This is a genomic window from Nocardia flavorosea, from assembly GCF_015477805.1.
Lineage (GTDB): Bacteria > Actinomycetota > Actinomycetes > Mycobacteriales > Mycobacteriaceae > Nocardia > Nocardia flavorosea_A.
Genome location: NZ_JADLQL010000006.1, coordinates 280,158 through 301,123 on the forward strand (window position 1 = coordinate 280,158; position 20,966 = coordinate 301,123).

The 20,966-nt window shown below is 67.7% G+C and carries 20 protein-coding genes; 8 read left to right on the forward strand and 12 right to left on the reverse strand.

The genetic code is table 11. The features are described 5' to 3' along the window. Position 1 precedes the first annotated feature (1 nt). Genes IU448_RS25280 through IU448_RS25290 form a run of 3 tightly spaced genes read right to left on the reverse strand, consistent with a single transcriptional unit; the run spans position 2 to position 3,543 of the window. Positions 2-1,090 (reverse strand): acyl-CoA dehydrogenase family protein, encoded by a 1,089-nt coding sequence (locus IU448_RS25280; RefSeq protein WP_195058186.1) that lies wholly within the window; start codon positions 1,088-1,090, stop codon positions 2-4. Next, positions 1,077-1,982, reverse strand: a complete 906-nt coding sequence (locus IU448_RS25285; protein ID WP_195058187.1) for an acyl-CoA dehydrogenase family protein — start codon at positions 1,980-1,982, stop codon at positions 1,077-1,079. Before IU448_RS25285 ends, IU448_RS25280 begins: the two co-directional genes overlap by 14 nt. Further along, on the reverse strand, positions 1,960-3,543 hold the full coding sequence (locus IU448_RS25290) for a class I adenylate-forming enzyme family protein (RefSeq protein WP_195058188.1): 1,584 nt from the start codon (positions 3,541-3,543) through the stop codon (positions 1,960-1,962). The genes IU448_RS25285 and IU448_RS25290 overlap by 23 nt, the downstream gene beginning before the upstream one ends. A gap of 99 nt (positions 3,544-3,642) precedes the next feature. On the opposite strand from IU448_RS25290, the gene IU448_RS25295 reads away from it, so the two are divergent. Next, positions 3,643-4,758 carry a ferredoxin--NADP reductase gene (locus IU448_RS25295; RefSeq protein WP_195058189.1) on the forward strand — a complete coding sequence of 372 codons (1,116 nt, stop codon included), beginning with the start codon at positions 3,643-3,645 and terminating at the stop codon, positions 4,756-4,758. A gap of 43 nt (positions 4,759-4,801) precedes the next feature. On the opposite strand, the gene IU448_RS25300 is transcribed toward IU448_RS25295, so the two are convergent. The 4 genes from IU448_RS25300 to IU448_RS25315 form a co-directional block, all read right to left on the reverse strand. Continuing rightward, the gene (locus IU448_RS25300) at positions 4,802-5,314 is read right to left on the reverse strand and encodes a DUF1772 domain-containing protein (protein WP_195058190.1); all 513 of its coding nucleotides are present in this window, start codon (positions 5,312-5,314) and stop codon (positions 4,802-4,804) included. A gap of 291 nt (positions 5,315-5,605) precedes the next feature. Beyond that, on the reverse strand, positions 5,606-6,112 hold the full coding sequence (locus tag IU448_RS25305) for a carboxymuconolactone decarboxylase family protein (protein WP_195058191.1): 507 nt from the start codon (positions 6,110-6,112) through the stop codon (positions 5,606-5,608). Between the two features lie 61 nt (positions 6,113-6,173). Continuing rightward, positions 6,174-6,614 carry a DoxX family protein gene (locus tag IU448_RS25310; RefSeq protein ID WP_195058192.1) on the reverse strand — a complete coding sequence of 147 codons (441 nt, stop codon included), beginning with the start codon at positions 6,612-6,614 and terminating at the stop codon, positions 6,174-6,176. Positions 6,615-6,649: 35 nt separating this feature from the next. After that, the gene (locus IU448_RS25315; RefSeq protein WP_195058193.1) at positions 6,650-7,822 is read right to left on the reverse strand and encodes a serine hydrolase domain-containing protein; all 1,173 of its coding nucleotides are present in this window, start codon (positions 7,820-7,822) and stop codon (positions 6,650-6,652) included. A 411-nt stretch (positions 7,823-8,233) separates the two neighbouring features. Between IU448_RS25315 and IU448_RS25320 the strand changes: the two genes are divergently transcribed. Then, positions 8,234-9,109, forward strand: a complete 876-nt coding sequence (locus tag IU448_RS25320) for a sigma-70 family RNA polymerase sigma factor (RefSeq protein ID WP_324188716.1) — start codon at positions 8,234-8,236, stop codon at positions 9,107-9,109. 147 nt (positions 9,110-9,256) lie between these two features. On the opposite strand, the gene IU448_RS25325 is transcribed toward IU448_RS25320, so the two are convergent. Further along, positions 9,257-9,598 (reverse strand): DUF6463 family protein, encoded by a 342-nt coding sequence (locus IU448_RS25325; protein ID WP_195058194.1) that lies wholly within the window; start codon positions 9,596-9,598, stop codon positions 9,257-9,259. Positions 9,599-9,627: 29 nt separating this feature from the next. Here IU448_RS25325 and IU448_RS25330 point away from each other — a divergent pair, with 29 nt between their 5' ends. The 3 genes from IU448_RS25330 (at position 9,628) to IU448_RS25340 (ending at position 11,466) form a co-directional block, all read left to right on the forward strand. Beyond that, positions 9,628-10,233, forward strand: coding sequence for a TetR/AcrR family transcriptional regulator (locus tag IU448_RS25330; protein WP_195058195.1), 606 nt, complete (start codon positions 9,628-9,630; stop codon positions 10,231-10,233). Positions 10,234-10,453: 220 nt separating this feature from the next. Beyond that, on the forward strand, positions 10,454-10,705 hold the full coding sequence (locus IU448_RS25335) for a hypothetical protein (protein WP_195058196.1): 252 nt from the start codon (positions 10,454-10,456) through the stop codon (positions 10,703-10,705). Between the two features lie 137 nt (positions 10,706-10,842). Next, positions 10,843-11,466, forward strand: a complete 624-nt coding sequence (locus IU448_RS25340; protein ID WP_195058197.1) for a Uma2 family endonuclease — start codon at positions 10,843-10,845, stop codon at positions 11,464-11,466. Positions 11,467-11,859: 393 nt separating this feature from the next. Here IU448_RS25340 and IU448_RS25345 read toward each other — a convergent pair whose 3' ends face one another. Then, a complete protein-coding gene (locus IU448_RS25345) occupies positions 11,860-12,786 on the reverse strand; it encodes an AraC family transcriptional regulator (protein WP_195058198.1) in 927 nt (308 codons plus the stop codon). 247 nt (positions 12,787-13,033) lie between these two features. On the opposite strand from IU448_RS25345, the gene IU448_RS25350 reads away from it, so the two are divergent. Continuing rightward, positions 13,034-13,876, forward strand: coding sequence for an alpha/beta fold hydrolase (locus tag IU448_RS25350; protein WP_195058199.1), 843 nt, complete (start codon positions 13,034-13,036; stop codon positions 13,874-13,876). An 86-nt stretch (positions 13,877-13,962) separates the two neighbouring features. After that, positions 13,963-14,643, forward strand: a complete 681-nt coding sequence (locus IU448_RS25355; protein WP_195058200.1) for a type 1 glutamine amidotransferase domain-containing protein — start codon at positions 13,963-13,965, stop codon at positions 14,641-14,643. Positions 14,644-14,656: 13 nt separating this feature from the next. Here the strand turns inward: IU448_RS25355 and IU448_RS29235 are convergent, their stop codons facing one another. From IU448_RS29235 to IU448_RS25365, 3 genes are read right to left on the reverse strand one after another with little or no spacing between them, the layout of a single operon-like run. Beyond that, positions 14,657-16,021 carry an amidase gene (locus IU448_RS29235; protein ID WP_324188721.1) on the reverse strand — a complete coding sequence of 455 codons (1,365 nt, stop codon included), beginning with the start codon at positions 16,019-16,021 and terminating at the stop codon, positions 14,657-14,659. Further along, complete coding sequence (locus IU448_RS25360; protein WP_195058201.1) at positions 15,910-17,727, reverse strand: hydantoinase B/oxoprolinase family protein; 1,818 nt, start codon at positions 17,725-17,727, stop codon at positions 15,910-15,912. The genes IU448_RS29235 and IU448_RS25360 overlap by 112 nt, the downstream gene beginning before the upstream one ends. Further along, entirely contained in the window at positions 17,724-19,805 is a 2,082-nt protein-coding gene (locus IU448_RS25365; protein WP_195058202.1) for a hydantoinase/oxoprolinase family protein, read from the reverse strand. The genes IU448_RS25360 and IU448_RS25365 overlap by 4 nt, the downstream gene beginning before the upstream one ends. 318 nt (positions 19,806-20,123) lie before the next feature. On the opposite strand from IU448_RS25365, the gene IU448_RS25370 reads away from it, so the two are divergent. Next, entirely contained in the window at positions 20,124-20,858 is a 735-nt protein-coding gene (locus tag IU448_RS25370; protein ID WP_195058203.1) for a FadR/GntR family transcriptional regulator, read from the forward strand. Positions 20,859-20,966 lie beyond the last annotated feature (108 nt).

The window sequence follows — 20,966 nt, forward strand, 5'->3', positions numbered from 1 at the left end:
TTCAGACTCCCAATCCGAGGATGCGCGAGGCGATGATGTTCTTCTGGATCTGTGAGGTCCCGCCCATCACGCTCTGCGCGCGGCTGTACAGGTAGGAACCGAACATTTCCTGGTCGCCGGTTCCGGCGACAGCGAGGGCGGCCTGCCCGACCGCTTGGTCGACCCACGTCATGAGCAGTTTGTCCAAGGAGCCCTGCGGTCCGTGCGTTACGCCGTCGAGCTGTTCGGACAAGCGCCGGCGGACGTGCAGCCGCAGCATTTCCGACTGCACGGCGGCCCAGGCCAGTTCGTCGGGCGCCCGGCCGTCCACGCGGGCTGCCAGCTGCCGCACCAGTTTCCCGTAGCGCGCGGCATAGCCCAAGGTCGATGGTTCGCGTTCGTGTCCCACAACGGTCATCGCGAGTTTCCAGCCCGTGCCGGGCGCCCCGACCATCTGGTCGGCGGGTACCCGCGCCCCGTCGAGCAGCACCTGGCCGAATTCGGTCGTTACACCGCTCATCATCTCCAGCGGCCGCTGCTGTACCCCGGGTTGTTTCATCGAGACGATGAACGCGGAAATACCTTTGTGCCGCGGCGCTTCCGGGTCGGTACGCGCCAGCAGCAGACACCAATCGGCGATATCGGAATAGCTGGTCCAGATCTTGTGCCCGTGGATGATGTACTCGTCGCCGGCGCGGGTGGCGACGGTGGTGAGCGACGCCAGATCCGATCCGGCACCCGGTTCGCTGAAACCCTGGCACCAGCGCTGACTTCCGTCGATCATGCCGGGCAGGAAGCGCCGGCACAGTTCAGGGCTCGCGTGCCGCCCCAGCCCTTGGATCAGATAGCCCAGACTCGGCCGCGGCGGTGCGCCGGCGACGGCCAGTTCCTCGTCGAGGATCACGTCGTAGACCGGCGGCAGATCCTGCCCGCCGTACTCGCGAGGCCAGGACAACCCGAAGAAACCGGCCCGGTACAGCTCGCAATGCCATTCGCCCTGCCGAGCCCAGTACTCGTCGCCGGAGGTGGGATATTCACCCGCCACGCCGGCGAGCCAGTCGCGCAACCGCTGCCGGAACGCTGCTTCTTCGGGGGAATCACGATAGTCCAAGACCGGCCTCCTCCAGGCGTACGGGAAACAGTTCGGTGGACACCAGGGCCCGCCGCAGATACACGTGGGCCAGGCATTCCCAGGTATTGCCGATTCCGCCGTGCACCTGGACGGCGGTTTCGCAGACGGTGCGGGCGGCGCGGGCGGCGTAGATCTTGGCGATCCGTGCCGCGCGCACCGCCTCGGCCGGGTCGAGTGCGTCGACGGCCCAGGCGGCATGCCACAGCACGCTGACCGAACCCTCGATCAGGGCCTCGCTTTCGGCCAGCAGATGCGCCACCGCTTGATAGGAGCCGATCGCGTGACCGTATTGCTCGCGGACTTTCGCGTACTCCACAGCGAGCCGCTGCGCACCGCGTGCGGTGCCGACGAGGTCTGCGCAGGTAATGGTGAGCGCCAACGCCTGCCAGCGTTCGCGGTGCGCGGCGGAGATATCCCCGCGCGGCTCCCACGGGCCGGTGGCCGCTGCGGAGGCACGGGTGAGGTCGGCGCCGGGGAGCGGTTCGCCGACCGGCCCCGCGAACAGCCTGCCGTGCTCCAGTTTCAGCACCCGGTCGCTGCCGCGGGCGTCGATCGCGGTGCCCGCCACCGCCACCGTCCACCGCGCGGAATCATCGTCGAACCGGCCGTGCAGATCGTCGGCGAGTACCGGCCCGAGCAGCGCGACATCCACCAGCCCGCGCCCGAACTCCTCGGCGACGAGCGCCACCTCGACGCCGGAGGCACCGTCGGACCGCAGAGCGCGGAGACCGGTCGCCGCCACCGTATCCTCGAGCCGGCCACGGCGTTTCTCGTCGGCCAGGTCCAGAACGGACCCGGGGCCCAGTTCGTCGGCCAGTTTCGCGGCCGCGTCCCGGAGTTGCCGCTGTTCACTGGTCAGCCGGACGTCCATAACGCTCCTTCAGCACTCGCCGCAGCACCTTGCCGGACGGCAGGCGCGGGATTTCGGCTACGAACAGCACCTGCTTCAACCGTTTGTATCCGGCCAGCCGCTGCTCGACCGTGGCCATCAACTCGTCGGCCGTCACCGGCGCGACGGTCGCTACCGCGGCCACGATCGCCTCTCCGTTCGCCCCGTCGGGCACGCCGAACACCGCGCAATCGGCGACCGCGTCGTGGCCGTGCAGTACCGTTTCGATCTCCGCGGGCGCCACCTGGAAACCGCGGACCTTGATCATTTCCTTGGACCGGTCGGTGAGCCGCAACCAGCCGCCGGCGTCCAGGTTCCCGACGTCACCGGTGCGGTACCAGCCGTCGTCGAACGCGGCCGCGGTCGCGGATTCGGGTAGATACCCGGCCATCGCCGAGGCGGATCGCAACTGGATCTCGCCGTCCTCGCCGGCGGCGACCGGTTTCCCGTCGTCCAGCGAAACCACCCGGGCCTCGACCCCGGGCACCACCTTGCCCACACTGTCCAGCCGCGGGTCGTCGAGCGGACTGCACGCGATCACCGGTAGTTCACTGGCCCCATAGGCGGGGAGCCAGGTGACTCCCGTGCGGCGGGTGACGGTTTCGGCAACACTGGCCGTCACCGGCGTCGCACCCCACATGATGTAGCGCAGCGAGGACAGATCGTAGGACTCCAGATCCGGATACTGCGCCATGGCCAGCGCGATCGGGGCGACCGCCATCTCGATGGTGATCCGGTCGGATTCGATATGCGCGAGCACCTTCTGCAGGTCGAAGCGGCGATGCAACCGCACCCAGCAGCCGGTTTCCAGAGCGGTGACGATATTGAGGATGCCGAGAATATGCGACGGCGGGGTCGCGACCTGGATCCGGTCGCCGGGTCCCAGTCCGAGCGCGTCCTGCCAGTGCCGGACCGCCGCTGCGAAGGACCCGTGCGTGTGCCGCACCGCCTTCGGCATTCCGGTGGTGCCCGAACTGAATACGAGAACGGCGTCGGCGGCGGGGCGGGGCTCGGCGAAAGCGCGAGTGACAGCGGGCAGCGGTTCGTCCAGCGACAACATTTCGGTGAGGCCGGCGAGCACCGGGTGATCGCCGAGTGTGTACCGGGCGCCGGTGATCTCCAGCGCGTGCGCGACCTCGGCCTCCTTCCAAGCAGGGCTGAGCAGCACCACGGCGGCTCCCAGCCGCCAGATCGCCAGTACCGAAGTCACGAATTCGGGCCGGTTCGACGACATCAACGCCACCCGCTCACCGGAGCGGACCCCGCGCCTCGCCAGCGCTTCAGCGAGACCATCGGCCATGGTGTCCAGTTCGGCGCGGGTGTATTCGTGTTCTTCGAACGCGAGCACGGTGCGCCGCGCCTGCCCCGCGGCCGCTGCCACCTCCGGGGTTTCGGCGGTCGCAGCGACCTCGGGCACTCCCCCGGACGCAACGGGCAGGAACGCATTCCCGGGCGCGGCGGGTTCGAGCAGGTTCCCCGGTGCAGCAGGTGCGGGCACATCGCCGGACACTGCGGGCTCGGGAGGCACTGTGGGCTCACTCATCTGCCGCCCCGATCCGATAGCACTTCATCGCTGTTCCTATCCGAATTTGAGAATATTATTCTCGCCTGGATAGAATCTTAATACCAGAAGGAGGCGGCCATGGCGAGACCACCGTTGTTCCGGCGCGCGAAGGTAATCCGGATAGTCGAGGAAACACCCGATACCCGCACCTTCGTGCTGGAACCCGAAGACGGGCCGTTCTCCTATCGGGCCGGGCAGTTCTGCACCTTCAAGGTCACCGTCGACGGCAAACCGCTGTTCCGGTCGTACTCGATGTCCAGCGCCCCCGAAACCGATGCCGAGTTCACGACCACGGTGAAACGCGTGCCCGGCGGGGCGGTGTCGAACTGGATGCACGACAACATCGACGAAGGCGACGAGGTCGAGCTGACCGTCCCCACCGGCCGGTTCTGCCTGCGCGAGGGCGATACTCCGGTACTCGGTTTCTCGGGGGGCAGCGGTATCACCCCCATCATCTCCCTGGCCAAGAGCACGCTCGCGAGCACCGATCGCACGGTCCGGCTACTGTGCGCCGACCGCGACCGACCCTCGGCAATCTTCGAGGCCGCGCTGGACGAACTGGTCGCGAAGTATCCGGACCGATTGACCGTCGTCCGGCACCGCGACGACGAACACGGATACGTCGATGCGGCGAAGGTTTGGGAATTCGTCGGCGAGGACACCGCCGGCGACGCCTATATCTGCGGCCCCGAACCGTTCATGGAACTGGTGGAGAACGCACTCCCCGGCCCTGGCCGGATCTTCTCGGAACGGTTCGGCGGCGCACCCGCCCCCGCCACCCCGAACCTTTCCGGCCCCACGCCGGCCGACTCGGCTTCCAGCCCACCGGCCGTCACAGTCTCCGGCAACCCGCCTCCGGCGACTCCCGCGGCGGCACCGACCGGTCCGGTAGCAGACGCGAAGCCGGCCCCGGCGGCCGAACCAGGCACGGTGACCATCTTCATCAACCGGAAGAAGAAGACCGTCCCCCGCCGCGACGGCGAAACCCTCCTGGAAAGCGCCCGCCGCGCCGGCCTTTCTCCCCCGTTCTCCTGCGAATCCGGCAACTGCGCCACCTGTATGGCCGAACTCACCGAGGGCAGGGCCACCATGCGGGTCAACGATGCCCTCACCGACGACGATCTCGCCGACGGCTACATCCTCACCTGCCAGGCCGTCCCCGACACCCCGTCGGTGACCGTCCGTTACGAATAACGCTCGGGCCTCGAATCCGGGCCGTTGCCCTGCGGCGCCCGCGTCAACTGACCGGCTGGACGCGGCCCCACTGCACCAGCGCCCACGCCAGGCAACCGAATGCCAGCCCGCTCGTCACCACCCGGACGAGATTCCACGCGACCCAGCGTGTTTCGTCGAATGCCGCGCGCACCGCTGCCGGATCCGCCATCTCCGCGGGTGCCCCCGCTGCCTTCAACGCATCGTTGAGCGGCAGGTGAACCGCCACCGTGACCACCACCGCAATCAGATACAGCACGGCCGCCACGGCCGTCCAGATCAGCACCGCTCCCCGGCCCGGACCCAGCTGCAACAACGCCGCGACCACCGCCAGGACCAGCGCCCCCATGAAGGTCAGCAGGAACAGCGGGTTCACGATCGCGCGGTCTATCGCCTGGTAGGCGCCGATAAAAGTACGGTCGTCGGTGGTCTGCAACCCGGGCATGATCGCCAGCGCGTAGATACCGAACACTCCCGCCATCAGTCCGGTTGCCAGAGTCGCGGCCATCAGCACGGCGGCACGGACAGTGTCGAGCATTTTCCATCTCCTCGTCCGGATTTCGTCCGGCTGCCCCGGAGCGAAGCGGGCGCCGCCACGACCTCCGCGAGCGGACGCCGAACAGCTTACCTCGCAGGCGTTCAGCACTACGGCTCGTCCACCGGGGCCGCTCATTCGCCGTACGCTGCGCACTTCCGGCCGGCGGGTTCGCCTCGCTCGATGTCATGGCCCCGAGCGAGGTCCCTGCCACCGAACGAGCGCAGCGTATGAGCACGGGCACCGGGCCGGGCGCGTAGTCGCCCCGGCCCGGTCACCGATCGTTTCGACCCGTCAGGCCGGCACCGGGGTCCACTGTTCGGCCGGCGGCCGGCCGGGCAGCGGCTTGCCGATGAGAGCCAGCGGGACGAAGAAGTTCACCTGACCGATCACCATCGCGAGGGTGGCGAGTGCGGCATCGTCGTAGTGTGCGGCCGCGTGTGCGTACAGCTCGTCGGGCACCCGCTCACCGTGCGGCGCCGGCTGCAGCACCGCCTCGACCAGGGCGAGCGCGGCGCGTTCCGCATCGGTGAAGTACGGGGCGTCGCGCCAGGTCGCGACCGCGGTGATCCGTTCCTCGGATACCCCCGCGGCGCGGAGGTTTCCCGAATGCAGGACGGCCAGGTAGGTGCTGCCCACGAGCTGCCCCGCGCGCAGCTGGACCAGGCCGATCGTGACTCGTGGGACGGCCCCGTTACCGGTGGCTTCGAACAGCGCCGCGCCGACCTGTCCCAGCGCCGGGACGAGTTGCTGCGGGTTCGGCAGACGGGAGCCGGCCTGCTGTGTGGTGTTCGCGTTCATGACTGTTGTTTCCTTATCTCTTGTGGGGTTCTCTTGCCGGGGATCCGGGTGGGGTCGGGAGTCAGGCGTGCCGAGGACGCGCGATGCTGCCGAGCGCGGGCAGCGCGGCGGTTACCGAACCGCCCTGCGGCAGCCAGGCGCGGGCGGCGAAGGTGCAGGCGGCGAACGCCAGTGGCATGGCCCATTTGTCCGGGCCGTCACCGGCGGCGACGTGGGAGACGGCGGCGCCGCCGTAGACGAAGACCAGTCCGGCGTAGGCCCATTCCTTGGTGCGCGGGTGTCCCGGGGTGAGGATCGCGGCGAGCGCGGCGGTTTTGGCCACCCCGAGCATCGTGGCGAAGTACATGGGGTAACCGAGGTGGTCGAACGACTCACGGACGTAGGAGATACGGGCGAGATCCCAGTACGCGCCGACCGCGGTCTCGACCAGGACGGCGGTCACGGGAACCCAGCGCGCGAGTTTCCGGCCGCGGGCGATCGTCGAGATACTACGAGTGGACATGGTTTGTGTTACTCCTGGAGTTCGGGTGGAGGGGGTCAGGCAGCCGCGGGAATATCGGCGTCGATCGCGGCGCGGTGAAGGACGGCGGCCAGCCGCGCGTTCTCGGGTGCGTTGAAGGCGAAGGCGGCACGGCGGCGGGTGTAGCCGTAGGTGAGACCGCGATGCGGGTCGGCGAATCCGTCCGACCCCGCGGAACCGGTGTGCCCGAAGGCGTGCGCGCCGAGGAACGGGTACAGCAGACTCTTGGCTTCGAAACCCAATGTGTAGGGCGCGCGGTCGCCACGCACCAGATCGGCGCCGCCGGAATGGACCGCCGAGATCGTCGCGATGGTTTCCAGCGACAGCAGCGGCTCCCGGCCGTCGATGCCGGTGACGGCCGCCGCGTACATCGTGGCCAGACCGCGCGCGCTGCCGACACCGCCCGCCGACGCCTGCCCGAGCCGGCGCAGCGCCGGATCGTTGGGCAGCGTCATCACGTCGGGGGCGGTGAAACCGCGTGCGTTGAGGTTGTAGGAGATACCGGCGACGCCGTACGGGTTGGGCGAATTCGCGGCGAACGCCGCTTCCATCTCCGCACTGGCCTGCCACGGCAGGATCGGGAGGTAGCGGTGGTCCAGGTCTGCGGGCAGACCCAGGTACACATCCAGGCCGTAGGGTGCGCGGATCCGCCGCTCGAACAGTTCCTGAACGGTACTCCCGGTCACCGCCCGCACGACCTGGCCGAGGATCGCGTACATCACGAATCCGCCGTATCCGTGTACGGTGCGCGGCGCGAACAGCGGGCGCTGCCCGGCCACCCGTTCGGCGATGATCTGTTCGTCGGCCAGTTCGGCGACGGTGAAACCGCCGTCCACTCCGACGATCCCGGACCGGTGTACGAGCACATCGCGCACCGTGATGTGCTCCTTGCCCGCCGCGGCGAACCGCGGCCAGTAATGGGCCACCGGCCGGTCGATATCGAGCGCACCGTCCTGGATCAGCAGCGCCATCACCAGACCCGCCGCGCCCTTGCTCGACGAGTGGAGGCCGGTGAGCGTTGTGCCGGTGACCTCCGCACCCGCCCACAGGTCCACCACCTGCCGGCCACGGACGAACGCGGCCAGCTGCGCGCCGGATGCGCCGCCCTCCTCGGCGACGACGGCGGCGAATTCCGCGCGTACCGGCTCGTACCCGTCGGCCACGGTGCCGTGAACTGCGATTTCTTCCATGGTGATTGTTCCCTTCAGCAGAAGTTCGAACAGTCCCCGAGGCGGGAGCTCCCGGCTCCGGTCGCCGCGGTGGACCGTGTTCTGCTGCACTGACGAACGCCGGGACAAGAACGTGACCGCAACAGGAGAAATCCCTGGTGGGAGGGCGGATTCCGCGATAGCCGGCGAGCGGTCCCGGCGGCCCGTCCGGCGGCCGTATGACCGGAGGAGATGTCACGACAGGCCCGCGGTGCGGGGGCGACGAACGGGCTCGGCGGGACAGGGCTTACCGACCACCCGGCGGGTAACATCCGTCGAGACGAAACCGACGCGCTACGCGAGATCTCGAGAAACATGCCCGCGTCCACCCGTACCGGTCACGTTCGCCGGCTCCGATTCGTCATCGGTACAGAACGACATGAGGAGGACCCTGTGCAGGACGAGCAGTTGCTGGCCGACCGGTTCGAAGAACACCGCACTCATCTGCGGGCAGTCGCCTACCGGATGCTCGGCTCGCTCACCGAAGCCGACGACGCGGTCCAGGAGACCTGGTTGCGGCTGGCCCGCACCGACACCTCCGACGTCGGCAATATCGGCGGCTGGCTGACCACGGTGACCGGCCGGGTCTGCCTCGATATGCTGCGCACCCGCCGGACCCGCCACGAGGAACCCTTCGAAGCCGACCACCTGCCCGATCCGGTGATCGTCAGCGAGGCCACCCCCGACCCGGAAAACGAGGCGTTGCTGGCCGATTCGGTCGGCTTGGCGCTGCTGGTGGTGCTGGAATCGCTGAGTCCCGCCGAACGGCTCGCCTTCGTGCTGCACGATATGTTCGCCATGCCGTACGAGCAGATCGCGCCCATCGTCGACCGCACGCCGCAGACCGCCAAGAAACTCGCCAGCCAGGCGCGCCGTCGTGTCCAGGGCGCCACTCCCAACCCCGATCTACCCCGGCAACGCCGCGTGGTCGACGCCTTCCTCACCGCGGCCCGCGGCGGCGATTTCGACGAACTGCTCCGGCTTCTCGACCCCGATGTCGTACTGCGCGCCGATGCCGGCGAGGCGATGCGCGTGATCCGCGGCGCCGCCGCCGTCGCCGGTCAGGCCGAAACCTTCCGGCGTATGGCCACCACCTGCACCATCCACCCCGCCGTCGTCAACGGTGGCGCGGGCCTGGTCAACACCCTCGACGGAACCCCGTTCTCGGTGCTCGCCTTCACCGTCACCGGCGACCGCATCACGAGCATCGATATCCTCGCCGACCGCGACCGCCTCACCCGCCTCGACCTCACCGCCGTCCTCGCCTGACCGGTGCCCGGACTCTTGTCGCCATGCTCGGCGGTCTGGCTGTCCGCATATCATCGGCCCATGTCCCTGTCCCGAATTCAGTAGCCCGGTCTCCCCGAAGGGGCCGGGCCGAGGGGTCATCCGGCGTGGGCCGGGCACCGTCGCGACTTACGCGGCAGCCACCGTGCGCCTCTTGATCCAGCCGGCCACGCCTGAGGCGAGCGGCAGCAACAGGCTGAGGAAACCGGAGAGGGGCATGTAGATCAGCCCGAAAGCGGTCAGTACCGCGATGGCCGCGAGGATCGGCGCGGTGACGAATCCGCGGGCCCGCTCGATCTCCATGACCGCGATCCCCAGTCCGACGGCAACGACACCGAAAGCGGTGAACCAGAACGACAATTCGCTGTCTTGGTCCTGCGTAGCCCAGACGACGACACCCATCACGGTATGAACCGACCCGATGAAGACGAGCAGCCCGCCGACCACCGGAAGCCTAGTTTTTGAATCCATATTCTAAAACTATGCCCTAAACTGACCCGGTGGCAAGACCCCGGCGATTCACCGATGACCAGGTCCTCGACGCGGCCCGCGACCTGCTCGCCGATCCCGCGATCACCCGGCCGACGATCGCCGCGATCAGCGCCGCCTCCGGCGTGCACACCGGCTCGATCTATGTACGCTTCGCCTCCCGCGACGAACTGCTCGCCCGCCTGTGGCTCCGCTCGATCCGCCGCTTCCAGTCGGGCCTCATCGACTCCCTGTCCGGACCGGACCCCTTGCTCGCCGCCGCGGCGTACCTACCGCGCTACTGCCGCGAGCATCCCACCGAGGCACGAGCGATGAAGATGTTCCACCGCGACGAACTGCTCGATATCGGAACCGACGACCTGAAGGCCGCGATCGCCACCGTCAACGACGAGATGAATACCGCGATACAAGACGCCGTGACCGCGGAGTTCGGCGTCGCCGACGAATTCGGTATGGCGGTCGCCACCGCCGCGATCAAAGCCATTCCCTACGGCCTGGTCCGCGACTACATCGCGCGCGCCGCCCCGATCCCGGTGTGGATCGACGATATCGCCACCACCGCGTCCACCGCCGTCGTGCGCGAGCTCGGCCGCCGAACCGCCGCCCACCAGCCCTGATTCCACTCCGTTTACGACTGCCGAGCCGCGGCCGCGGCAGGGCTCGGCCTTCCACCGGCCGGAAAATCCACGCTGTACTTGTGTGCCCCGGCGCCCAGATCGCCACCGGCATGAGCCTGGATCGAACCCGCCGAACCGGTCCGCGACCAGGACTTCCAGGAGCGCTGCCGAGGCACGGCGGTCACCGGCGACCGCGACCGCCCAGATCCCGGAGATCGATATGGCCGCCGGTACCGCTGCCGTCAAAGCGGGCGTCGCACCCGAATCCACCGAAGCGGCCGACATACCCGGCCGTGCGATCCCGACCGGTACCGACCCGCTCCGCCTCGCGGACCAGCCGGCCACGTTCACCGATCGCCGGGTCGAACGTTACTGGTCGCTGCCCGGGATAATCGACGCCAGGTCCGCTCGCCCGCCGATGGCCCCGGGCGCGGAATGGCTCATAGCCGCCTCGCGAGCCCATGCGTCGTAACCCCTGCAGAAGGTGGTCGCAGTCGTTTCGCTGGTCCCGCCCCCGATACGTCCAGCGACGGCGACGAGGAACATGTCCGGCTGGGGCGGCGCGTGGAGCGCCGATGACAGCGCCGGGAACGGACTAAGATTCGACCCATGTCAGCCATCTTCGATTGGGCACGGCCGGACAATGTCCAACCAGAACCGATCACCGTCGAGATCTGGCGGCAACTGCCCGCAGATTTCTGCCGCCTGGTCGAAGTGGTCAACGGCGACGCGGTGCGCTGCGAATCCCCGTCCCGGGCGCACCAGAAGGCGGTCCATCGGCTGATGAGCATGCTCGAGGCCGCAGCCCGTGACCATATGGCACAGGATCCCTCGGTCTGTATCGACGTCAATCACGACTTCGATGTCGTACTGTGGGAGTTCCCCCGGGCGACCATCCGGCGACCCGATATCGCCCTGTTCGAATGCGTACCGTCCGAAGTCAGGCCCGTGCCCGCCAGGCATCTCGATATCGCCGTCGAGGTCATTTCACCCAGCCACGTCAAAACCGACCGGCTGGAGAAAATGAGCGAATACGCCGCCGCCGGGATCCCTTGGTACTGGCTGGTCAGCGTCTCCGATACCGAGGTGACATCGATAGAGACTTTCGGGCTCGATCACGGCGTCGGACACTACCGGCCCGGCGAAATACTGAAGCCCGGCACCGGATTCGCCGTCGACCTGCCCATTCGCATCCGCATCGACTGGGCCCGGCTGACCGACCTCGTACTGTAGGCGGGAATCGAGGTCCCAGCTGGATCTCACGATCGTGCGGCGAGAGCTTCAGCGAATTCAGGATGGTTCTCGCGGAGACTCCCCCGGGCAACGGGAGCACCCACACCGGGCAGTTCCCACACGCGCGTACAGCGTAAGGGCAACCCCATGCCACCACCCAGCCGCCTGATCGGCGAGATTACCTGGTGCCACAGCAAATTCCCCCGACATACGCTCATGCCGCTACCTCGCAGGTTATCAGAGCCGATCCGCAGCGGCCGGTGTGCCATCTCCATGGGAGGTTGTTCGTCCTCTCGGAGCCGGTTCGCGCCCCATCACAGCCGAGTGGGGCCGTGCGGGCTACCGACCGACTGGAGCGCTCCGACTATCGGCTCCCGCTCGGGAACAGCTGAACTACTCGGTTGCCGACCGTCGATACCGAGCGGGTGCCACAGAGTACGCGCGGGTGAACGCCCGGCTGAACGCCGGAACCGACGTGTAGCCGGCGTGGTGTGCCACGGCCTCGATGGTGTCGTTGGTGTCGCGGAGCCGGCGAGAGGCCAGATCCATCCGCCACTGATTGAGGTATGCGGACGGTGTCGTTCCCATGACCTCGCCGAAACGGCGGATCAGGGTGGCTCGCGATACGGCGACGGCGGCGGCGAGGGTTTGCGCGGTCCAGGGCCGGGCCGGTTCGGCATGGATGAGACCCACGGCCTCGCCGACGATCGGGTCCGTGGCGGCACCCAGCAACGAGGCCAGCGCGCGGTCCGGTCGCTGGGCGGCACCTTCCATCCATACCCGCAGGAACTGCACCAGCATGATGTCGACCAGCCGGTCCAGGACCAGGCCGGCGGCCGGTCGTGGCGTACCGAGTTCACGGGCGAGCAGGCGCAAGGTGTCGCCGAGACAGCCGGCGCCGAAGTCGGCGCGGAGGTGGACCGTTGTCGGCAGCAGGGCGAGAATCTGTGTGGTGATCGCGGTGTCGTAGGAATAGCGGGCCGCCAGGATATGCGTCGCCGGGGGTGCGGTGCCCAGCTGCATCACGTCGGTACCGGGAGTTCGGTCTGCGTGCCGTGTATCGCAACGACGCGGCATCGCACCCGCATCGGAGGCGAGCGCATGTGGGGTTCCGGACGCGACGAGATAGGCGTCGCCGGCTGCCAACTGAACCGGCGTGTGCCCCGCCGGTTCGATCCATGCGGCACCGGCGATCACGGCGTAGATCACCGCGTCGCCCTGCCCGTCCCATCGCACCCCCCAGTCACCCCCGGCAGCGATATGGGCGCCGACAGTTCCGTGCACACCGGCCATGGTGAGCCAGTCGCCGAGCAGATCCATACCCGCGAAGCTACCGGGCTGTCGTATCGATTCGACCAGAGAAGGATCGGCGGATGACATTTTCAGCACAGAATATGAGTCGTTCAGGCATACAGGAACCCGCTGGCCTACACATACGGTGACACTGCCCGGATCAGCCGAGGGCAGCCGATCTCGTCGTCCCCGTGCGGTGCGCGAGGGACCCGGTGGACTGTCGGCATATCGTGGAGAACAGTCCTTCTCCTGTCGTCACGTACGAAAGGCATTCATGGGAACTATCACCGTAGGCACCGAGAACAGCACAGACATCGAGTTGTACTACGAGGACCACGGAACCGGACAGCCGGTCGTTCTGATCCACGGCTACCCGTTGAACGGCGACAGCTGGGAATTGCAGGCGCGTGAACTGCTGGCTGCCGGGTACCGGGTCATCACCTACGATCGCCGCGGGTTCGGGCGGTCGTCGAAGGCCGGCGTGGGATACGACTACGACACCTTCGCCGCAGATCTGAACACCGTATTGACCACGCTGGACCTGCGGGACGTCATCTTGGTCGGTTTCTCCATGGGCACCGGCGAACTCGCCCGCTACATCAGCGCCTACGGGAGCGAACGGGTCGCCAAGTTGGCGTTCCTGGCCTCACTGGAACCGTTCCTGGTACAGCGCGAAGACAACCCCGGCGGGGTACCGCAAGACGTGTTCGACGGTATCGTCGCCGCGGCTCGGGCCGACCGCTACGCCTGGTACACCTCGTTCTACGAGGACTTCTACAATCTGGACCGGAATCTCGGCACGCGGATCAGTGCGGAAGTCGTGCGGGCGAACTGGAATACCGCCGTCACCAGCGCGCCCGTCGCGGCGTATGCCGTCGTCCCGGCCTGGCTCGAGGATTTCCGTGCCGATGTCGAGGCCGTGCGCGCCGCCGGGCGGCCGACCTTGATCCTGCACGGCACCGAAGACAACATCCTGCCCATCGACGCCACCGGCCGCCGGTTCGCGAAGTTGGTGCCGGACGCAGAATATATCGAGGTCGACGGCGCGCCTCACGGTCTGCTGTGGACGCACGCCGCGGAAGTCAACTCCGCGCTCCTGCGCTTCGTACGAGCCTGACCACGTTGCCGGCCCGACGGCTCACTCGGGCCGGCAGCACAGAGATCCGCACGAGAGACCGAAGGTCTACCCGAAGGAGATGCCATATGAAGGTCCTCATCGTCCTCACCTCGCACGACCAGCTCGGCGATACCGGCAAGAAGACCGGCTTCTGGCTGGAGGAGCTCGCCGCGCCGTACCGCCGCTTCAAGGCGGCCGGTTACGACATCACGCTGGCGTCTCCGGCCGGTGGCCGGCCGCCACTCGACCCGAAGAGCAACGAGCCCGGCTTCCAGACCGACGATACGCACTGGTTCGAGGCCGATGCGGAAGCGTCTGCGGCGCTGGCCGACACTGTGCGGCTCGACTCGGTCTCGGCCGACGACTACGACACCGTCTTCTATCCGGGCGGGCACGGCCCGCTGTGGGACCTCGCCGAGGACCCCGGCTCCCGGCGTCTGATCGAAACCACGCTGCGCTCGGGTAAGCCGGTCGCGCTGGTCTGCCACGCACCGGGCGTGCTGCGCCACGTCACCGACGAGGACGGCAACCCGATCGTGGCAGGCAGGAAGGTCACCGGCTTCACCAACACGGAGGAGGCGGCGGTCGAATTGGTCGACGTGGTTCCTTTTCTCGTCGAAGACGAGCTGATCGAGCTCGGCGGAAACTACTCGAAGGGGCCCGACTGGGGTTCCTATGTGGTCGAGGACGGACTGCTCATCACCGGCCAGAACCCCGGTTCTTCGGCCGCGGCGGCCGATGCGCTGATCGCGAAGCTCGCCGCCTGAGTGCCCGTATTCGTCACGCCGGGCGAGCGTATGGCCGGACCGCATGCCAGCCCGTCACACCCTGGTATTTCGCACCGATCTCGAAAAGCATCGACTCGTGCTGCGCCGCCGCGGTGAGCTGCGCGCCGATCGGCATACTCGAGGCGGGATGGAAGCCGATGGGTAAGGCGAGCGTGGGGCCGTCGTGCAGCGACCACGGATAACTGAACTGCCCCATCCGGCGCGACTGGGCGATCACATCGGCCCCACCGGCGAGCAACGGCACATCGATGGGCATGGCCGGGGTGAGCACGGCGTCCACCCGGTCGAACACCACGGTGAGGGCCTGCCGGAATTCGTCGCGCCGGGCCAGCGCCGCGGCGCGTTCGGAGTCCGGTATCCGCAGCCCCAGCGAAATACGTTCCAGAGTCGCGGGCTGGAACAGTTCGGGTGCGCGCCGGATCCGTTCGCGGTGCCGTTCGGCGAGATCGGAGTAGATCAGGGTGTAGACGACGTCCTGGGCGGTTGCTGCGCCGGGGATATCGATCGGGATTATGTCGTAGCCCAGGGTTTCGAAGACGTCCGCGGCGGTGCGCACGGCGGCGGCGACGGCCGGGTCGACATCTTCGGTGATGAACACCGCGGGCATACCGATCCGCTGGGCGGCAGGCGTATGCGGCGGGGCTCCGCCACGGAGCACCTCGTGAATGCGGGCGATATCGGTGACCGAACGGGCCATCGGCCCGACGGTGTCGAACAATTCGCTGACCGGGTAGACACCCGCGTTGGACACCGACCCGGCGGTCGGGCGCAGCCCGGCGACCCCGCAGGCCGAGGCGGGCAGGCGGATCGAACCGCCGGTGTCGGTGCCGAGGGCGGCGTCCACGAGGCCGGCGGCCACTGCCGCGCCGGAGCCGCCGCTGGAGCCGCCGGGTACGTGGGCCGGATTCCACGGGTTGCGGGTCGGTCCGGCCGCGGAGTTCTGGGAGGTGACACCGACGGCGAACTCGGCCATATTCAGCTTCGCGGTCACCCGGGCGCCGGCGGCGAGCAGTCTGCGCACGACCTCCGCGTGGCTAGTGGCCACCCGGTCGGCGAAGAACGCCGATGCGCAGGTGCTGGGGACGCCGGCGACATCGATATTGTCCTTGACCCCGATTCGCAGCCCGCGCAACGGCCCGTCGGCCGTGGTGCCGGCGGGCGGGTCGATCCAGGCGACGACGCTGCCGAACGTCTGCTCCCGAGAGTGCGGGACCGGGCCGTGCGCGACCCGGTCCCCGGTCTCGGTCAGGACGCGCTCCCCGCGCGCAACGCGGCGGTCGCCGCCTCGTCCACGGTCCAGTCGTCGGTGTTCACCACCACGCCGTAGTCGCGGCGGGCGTCTTCGGCGGTGAGGTATTCGTCCCATACATCGCTGAGCACCTGGAACGGGTCGCGGGCGAACGGATCGCCGAACCCGCCGCCGGAGGGCAGCTTGATCTCGAGCGTTTCACCGGCGCGGATGGTTTCCTGGGTGACCTTCGAGAACAGCAGTTCCTCGCGGTCGGTGCCGGCGTTGCGGGTGAACGAACCGGCGACCCCGTCGCGGCCGCCGAGCGCACCCGCGGGCGGATCGGACCGGTTGTCGGCCTCGGAGCCGAGGAAGGTATCGGTTTCCATCAGCCATTTGCGCACGCTGCCGATACCGCCGCGCCACTGGCCGGGAGCGGGCGGCTCGTCGCGCAGCTCGTAGCGCAGGGCGCGCATGGCGTGATTGAGTTCGAGTTCCTCGATCGGGTTGTTCCGGGTGTTGGCCATCAGCGCGTCGACGGCGTCCATACCGTCCTTGCCGTTGCGGCCGCCGTAGGAGCCCTCGTTGATCTCGATGTAGACCCAATAGGATTCGCCGTCGGCGGCCAGGCCGGAGTAGGCGATCGCGCACAGCGCCGCCGAGGAACCGGCGACCGCGTGCTCGGGCAGCACGGGCGCCAACGCCAGGTTGATGGAGTCGAAGACCCGGTTCACCTGGGAGAACCGCGCGAAACAGGAGGCCGGGAAGTCCGGGTTGAAGATCGTGCCCTCCGGGGCGTACGCCTTCACCGGGCGGAAGCAGCCGTCGTTCTGCGGGACGAAATCCTCGACCACGTCCTCGTCGAGCAGGATGGTGCGGATCGCCGATACCGCCACCGGCAGCACCGAGCCCTCGAACGGAACGTTGAACGCCGTGGGCACCTGGTCGTTGGAGCCGGTGAGGTCGATGAGAATGTCCTCGCCCTCGACCTGCACCCGCACTGCCACCTTCAGCGGCACCCCGCGGTTCTTGCCGTCGTCGTCGAGATAGCCGATGGGCGCGGAGTAACTACCGTCCGGGATCTCGCGGATCCGGCTGCGCAGCATATTCTCCGAATAGTCCATCCACCGTTCGGCGGCACTCATGACGGTGTCGAGGCCGTACTTCTCGAGCAGTTCGATGAACCGCTTCTCACCGATCCGCGAGCACGCGATCAACGCTTCGAGGTCGCCGCGGTTCTGTTCCGGGGTGCGGACATTGTCGAGAATGTGCTGGATCAGGTAGTCATTGCGGACCCCGGCGTCGTAGATCTTCATCGAATCCATGAGCTTGCCCTCGGCCCATACGTCCACCACGTCCATGCACAGGCCGGGGAAGTTACCGCCGACATCGGAGACGTGCCCGGTGCAGCCGGCGAAACCGATGTGCTCGCCCTCCCAGAAGATCGGGATGATCACTCCGTAGTCGGGCGAATGCGCGGCACCGTGATACGGGTGGTTGTGCAGGATGACATCGCCGGGCCGGTAGGTGCCTGCCAGCCTGCGGTTCACACCGCGGATATAGGCCGGGATCGAACCGCAGTGCATCGGCGTCGAATCCGATTCGCACAGTTCGCGGCCGTTGACGTCGAAGATGCCGGCGCCGAGATCCTCGGATTCGCGGATCAGGCTCGAATACGCCATCCGGTAGAGGACCTGCGCCATCTCCTTGGCCATCGACTGCAAGGCGCCGCCGACGACCCGCAGGGTGATCGGGTCCACCTCGACATCGTTCCAGGTCCGGGTGGATTCGCCCGCGAGGGATACTCCGGTCTTGGGCATCAACGCCTTGCTCATGCGGGCTTCCTCTCGATGATGATGTGGCCGACGGCGTCGACCGTCGCGTGCTGGCCCATGCCGACGATGGTGGTGGAGTCGAACTGTTCGACGATCGCGGGACCGTCGAACTCGTTGCCCGCCAGCAGCAGCGCCCGGTCGTAGACGGGGGTGTCGAGCCATTCGGGTTCGGCTGTGTCGTTGCGCCAGAACAGCGCCTTCGTGGTGGTTTTGACCGCGGCGGAAGCGTCGGCGGCGCCCGCTTCGATCTCGGCGATCCGGACGTGCGGCACCGCGCCGACACCGGTGACCCGGATATTGACCAGCTGTACCGGCTTGTCGTCGAAGCGCTGGGAGTAGGTGCGGCCGTGGGCGCGATGGAATTCGTCGGCGACCGTTTTCACCCAGACATCGTCGATTTCGCCGTCCGGCGCGGGCACCCGCAATTCGTAGCCCTGGCCGACGTAGCGGCAGTCCACACTGCGTTCGAGGGTGATGTTCGCGGCCGCGACACCGTCGTCCTCGAGCCGGCCGACCGCTTCCCGCGAAAGCCGCGCCATCTGCTCGGTGAGCAGTGCCATATCGGGATCGGCGGAGGAGGTCCACACGGTGGTGGGCACCTCGTACCTGATATCGGTGGTGAGCAGGCCGACCGCCGAAGTGATACCGGGGTGGCCGGGTACGATCACCCGCGGGATGCCGAGCTGGTCGGCGATCTGCCAGGCGAACAGCGGACCCGCACCGCCTTCGGCGATCAGCGAGAACTCGCGCGGGTCGTAACCCTTGCGCACCGAATGCAGGCTGATGGCCTCGGTCATCGAATGGGCCAGGATTTTGAAGATGCCCATGGCGGCCGCGTCGAGGGTGGTGCCGAGTTCATCGGCGATATGGGTCTGGATGGCGGTGCGGGCCAGTTCCGGCCGGATCTCCATCGTCCCGGACAGGAAGCTGTCGGCGCGCAGCCAGCCCATGGTCACCATCGCATCGGTCGAGGTGGGTTCGGTGCCGCCGCGGGCGTAGCAGGCGGGGCCCGGCACGGCACCGGCGCTGCGCGGGCCGACGCGGAACATACCGCCCTCGTCGACCACCGCGATGGAGCCCCCGCCGGCGCCGATGGTATCGACCTCGGCCATCGGCACCATCGCGTGATAGTCGCCGATCCGGGTATCGAGCAGGTGTTTCATCCGCAGGGCGCCGTCGGGTGCCACACCGATATCGGCCGAGGTGCCGCCCACATCGAGGGTGATCACGCTGGGGAAGCCGGAGGCCTTGCCGATCGCGCATCCGCCGAGCAGCCCGGCCACGACACCACTGGTCAGCAGGGAGACCGGGGTCTGCGCCGCGCTGCGGGAGGTGATCAGACCGCCGGCCGACGTCATCAGGTGCACATCGTCGCCCACCTGTGCCGCGGCGGCTTTCGACGCGAGGTTGTCGATATAGCCGGAGGTCTTGGGGCCGATGAAGGCGTTCAGTGCCGCCGTGGAGAACCGCTCGTACTCGCGGTACTGCGGTGCGACTTCGCTGGACAGTGAAACGAACACCTGCGGGTATTCCTCGCCGATGATCTCCTTGACCCGGATCTCGTGGGCCGGGTTGCGATAGGAGTGCAGAAATGCGACGGCGATGGCGTCGACCCCGCGTTCGCGCAGCAGCCGGACTTGATCGCGGACGGCGTCCTCGTCCAGCGGCACCAGGACATTGCCGGCCGCGTCGATACGTTCGGGTACCACCCTGCGGTTGCGGCGCGGGACGAGCTGCCACTTCTGCCACGGCAGGTCCTGGTAGTTGGAGTAGTTGAGGGGACGTTTCTTCCTGGCGATATGCAGTAGGTCGCGGAAACCCTCGGTGGTGATCATGCCGACATCGCAGCCGTTGTGCTCGAGCACGATATTGGTAGCGACCGTCGTGCCGTGGAAGAACATCTCGATCTCGGCGGGGTCGATTCCGGCGCGTTCGGCGAGCACCGCGATACCGTCCATGCTGCCGATCGACGGGTCGTGGTTGGTCGACGGCGTCTTGTGGACGATCACCGTCCCGTCGTCGTCCCACAGCACGAGGTCGGTGAACGTGCCGCCGACATCGACTCCGATTCTCTTCATCAGATTTCCATTCTTCCGGCGCCCACGAGGGAGCGGATGGGACGGCCGACCGGGGGATGCCGTCCGCGAAGGCGGGTGACCACCGCGCGAGGTGATGGGAGCCATCGTGCTTCAGCACGCCGGAGAATGCAATACCTCAGATGTTTTCGAAGTAAATTCGCGGTAACACGACCGAATCACCCGCAGCAGCTCGACATCGATGGCTTAATTAGCGGATGTTTACAGTGCCCTGATCGTCAACGCCAACGCGGCGCAACCGGACGGGAACGCTAGGCTCGGGCGCGTCGACAGCCGTTTCCAGGAGAAGGACCGAAGCCGGTGAGCGAACCGACGCCAGACGAGGCGACCGCCAAATCCGGGCCCGCGTACGCGGTCCTGGCCGAGCAGCTGCGCAAACGCATCCTGTCCGGAGAACTCCCGCAGGGCGCCCGCCTGCCCAGCGACGCCGAACTCACTGCCGAGTTCGGGGTCGGGCGCAGCACGATCCGTGAAGCGCTGCGCTCGCTGGCGAGCCAGAACCTGATCACCACCACCCGTGGCGTCACCGGCGGCAGCTTCGTGGCGACCCCCAGCGTCGGGCATATCAGCGCGAGCCTCGAGACCGGTGTCGCGCTGATGGCCGCCGCCGAGGCCGTCACCGTGGACCAGCTGATGGAGGTCCGCAATCTCATGGAGGTGCCCGCGGCCGGAATCGCCGCGTTCCGGCGCACCGAGGAACATCTCGCCGAACTGCGCGCGGCGATTTTCGATCCCGACGGTGTCCAGGGACCGCAGACCTTCGCCAAGAACCAGCAATTCCACCTGGTCCTGCTTCGCGCCACCGGCAACCCATTACTGGAGTTGATCACCGCCCCGGTCTTCCGCGTGTTGTCGACCCGGTTCGGCCGCGATGCCGCACCCGGCGGTTTCTGGCAGTGCGTCGACCACGACCATCGCGCGATCCTGGAGGTCGTGACGGCAGGCGATTCGATGGCCGCCATCGATCTCATGCGCCGGCACCTCGACCATCTGGGCGATTCCTACCGCCGGATGGACCGCCTCCGCACCGAGTGATCCCAGTCGGCAAACGACCGTAAACATCTGCCTTTTAGGTGGCGTATCCGTCTATCACCGGGGCTGTTCGCCCAAAACTCCGCACTTGACGTTCTAAATGTCTGATGT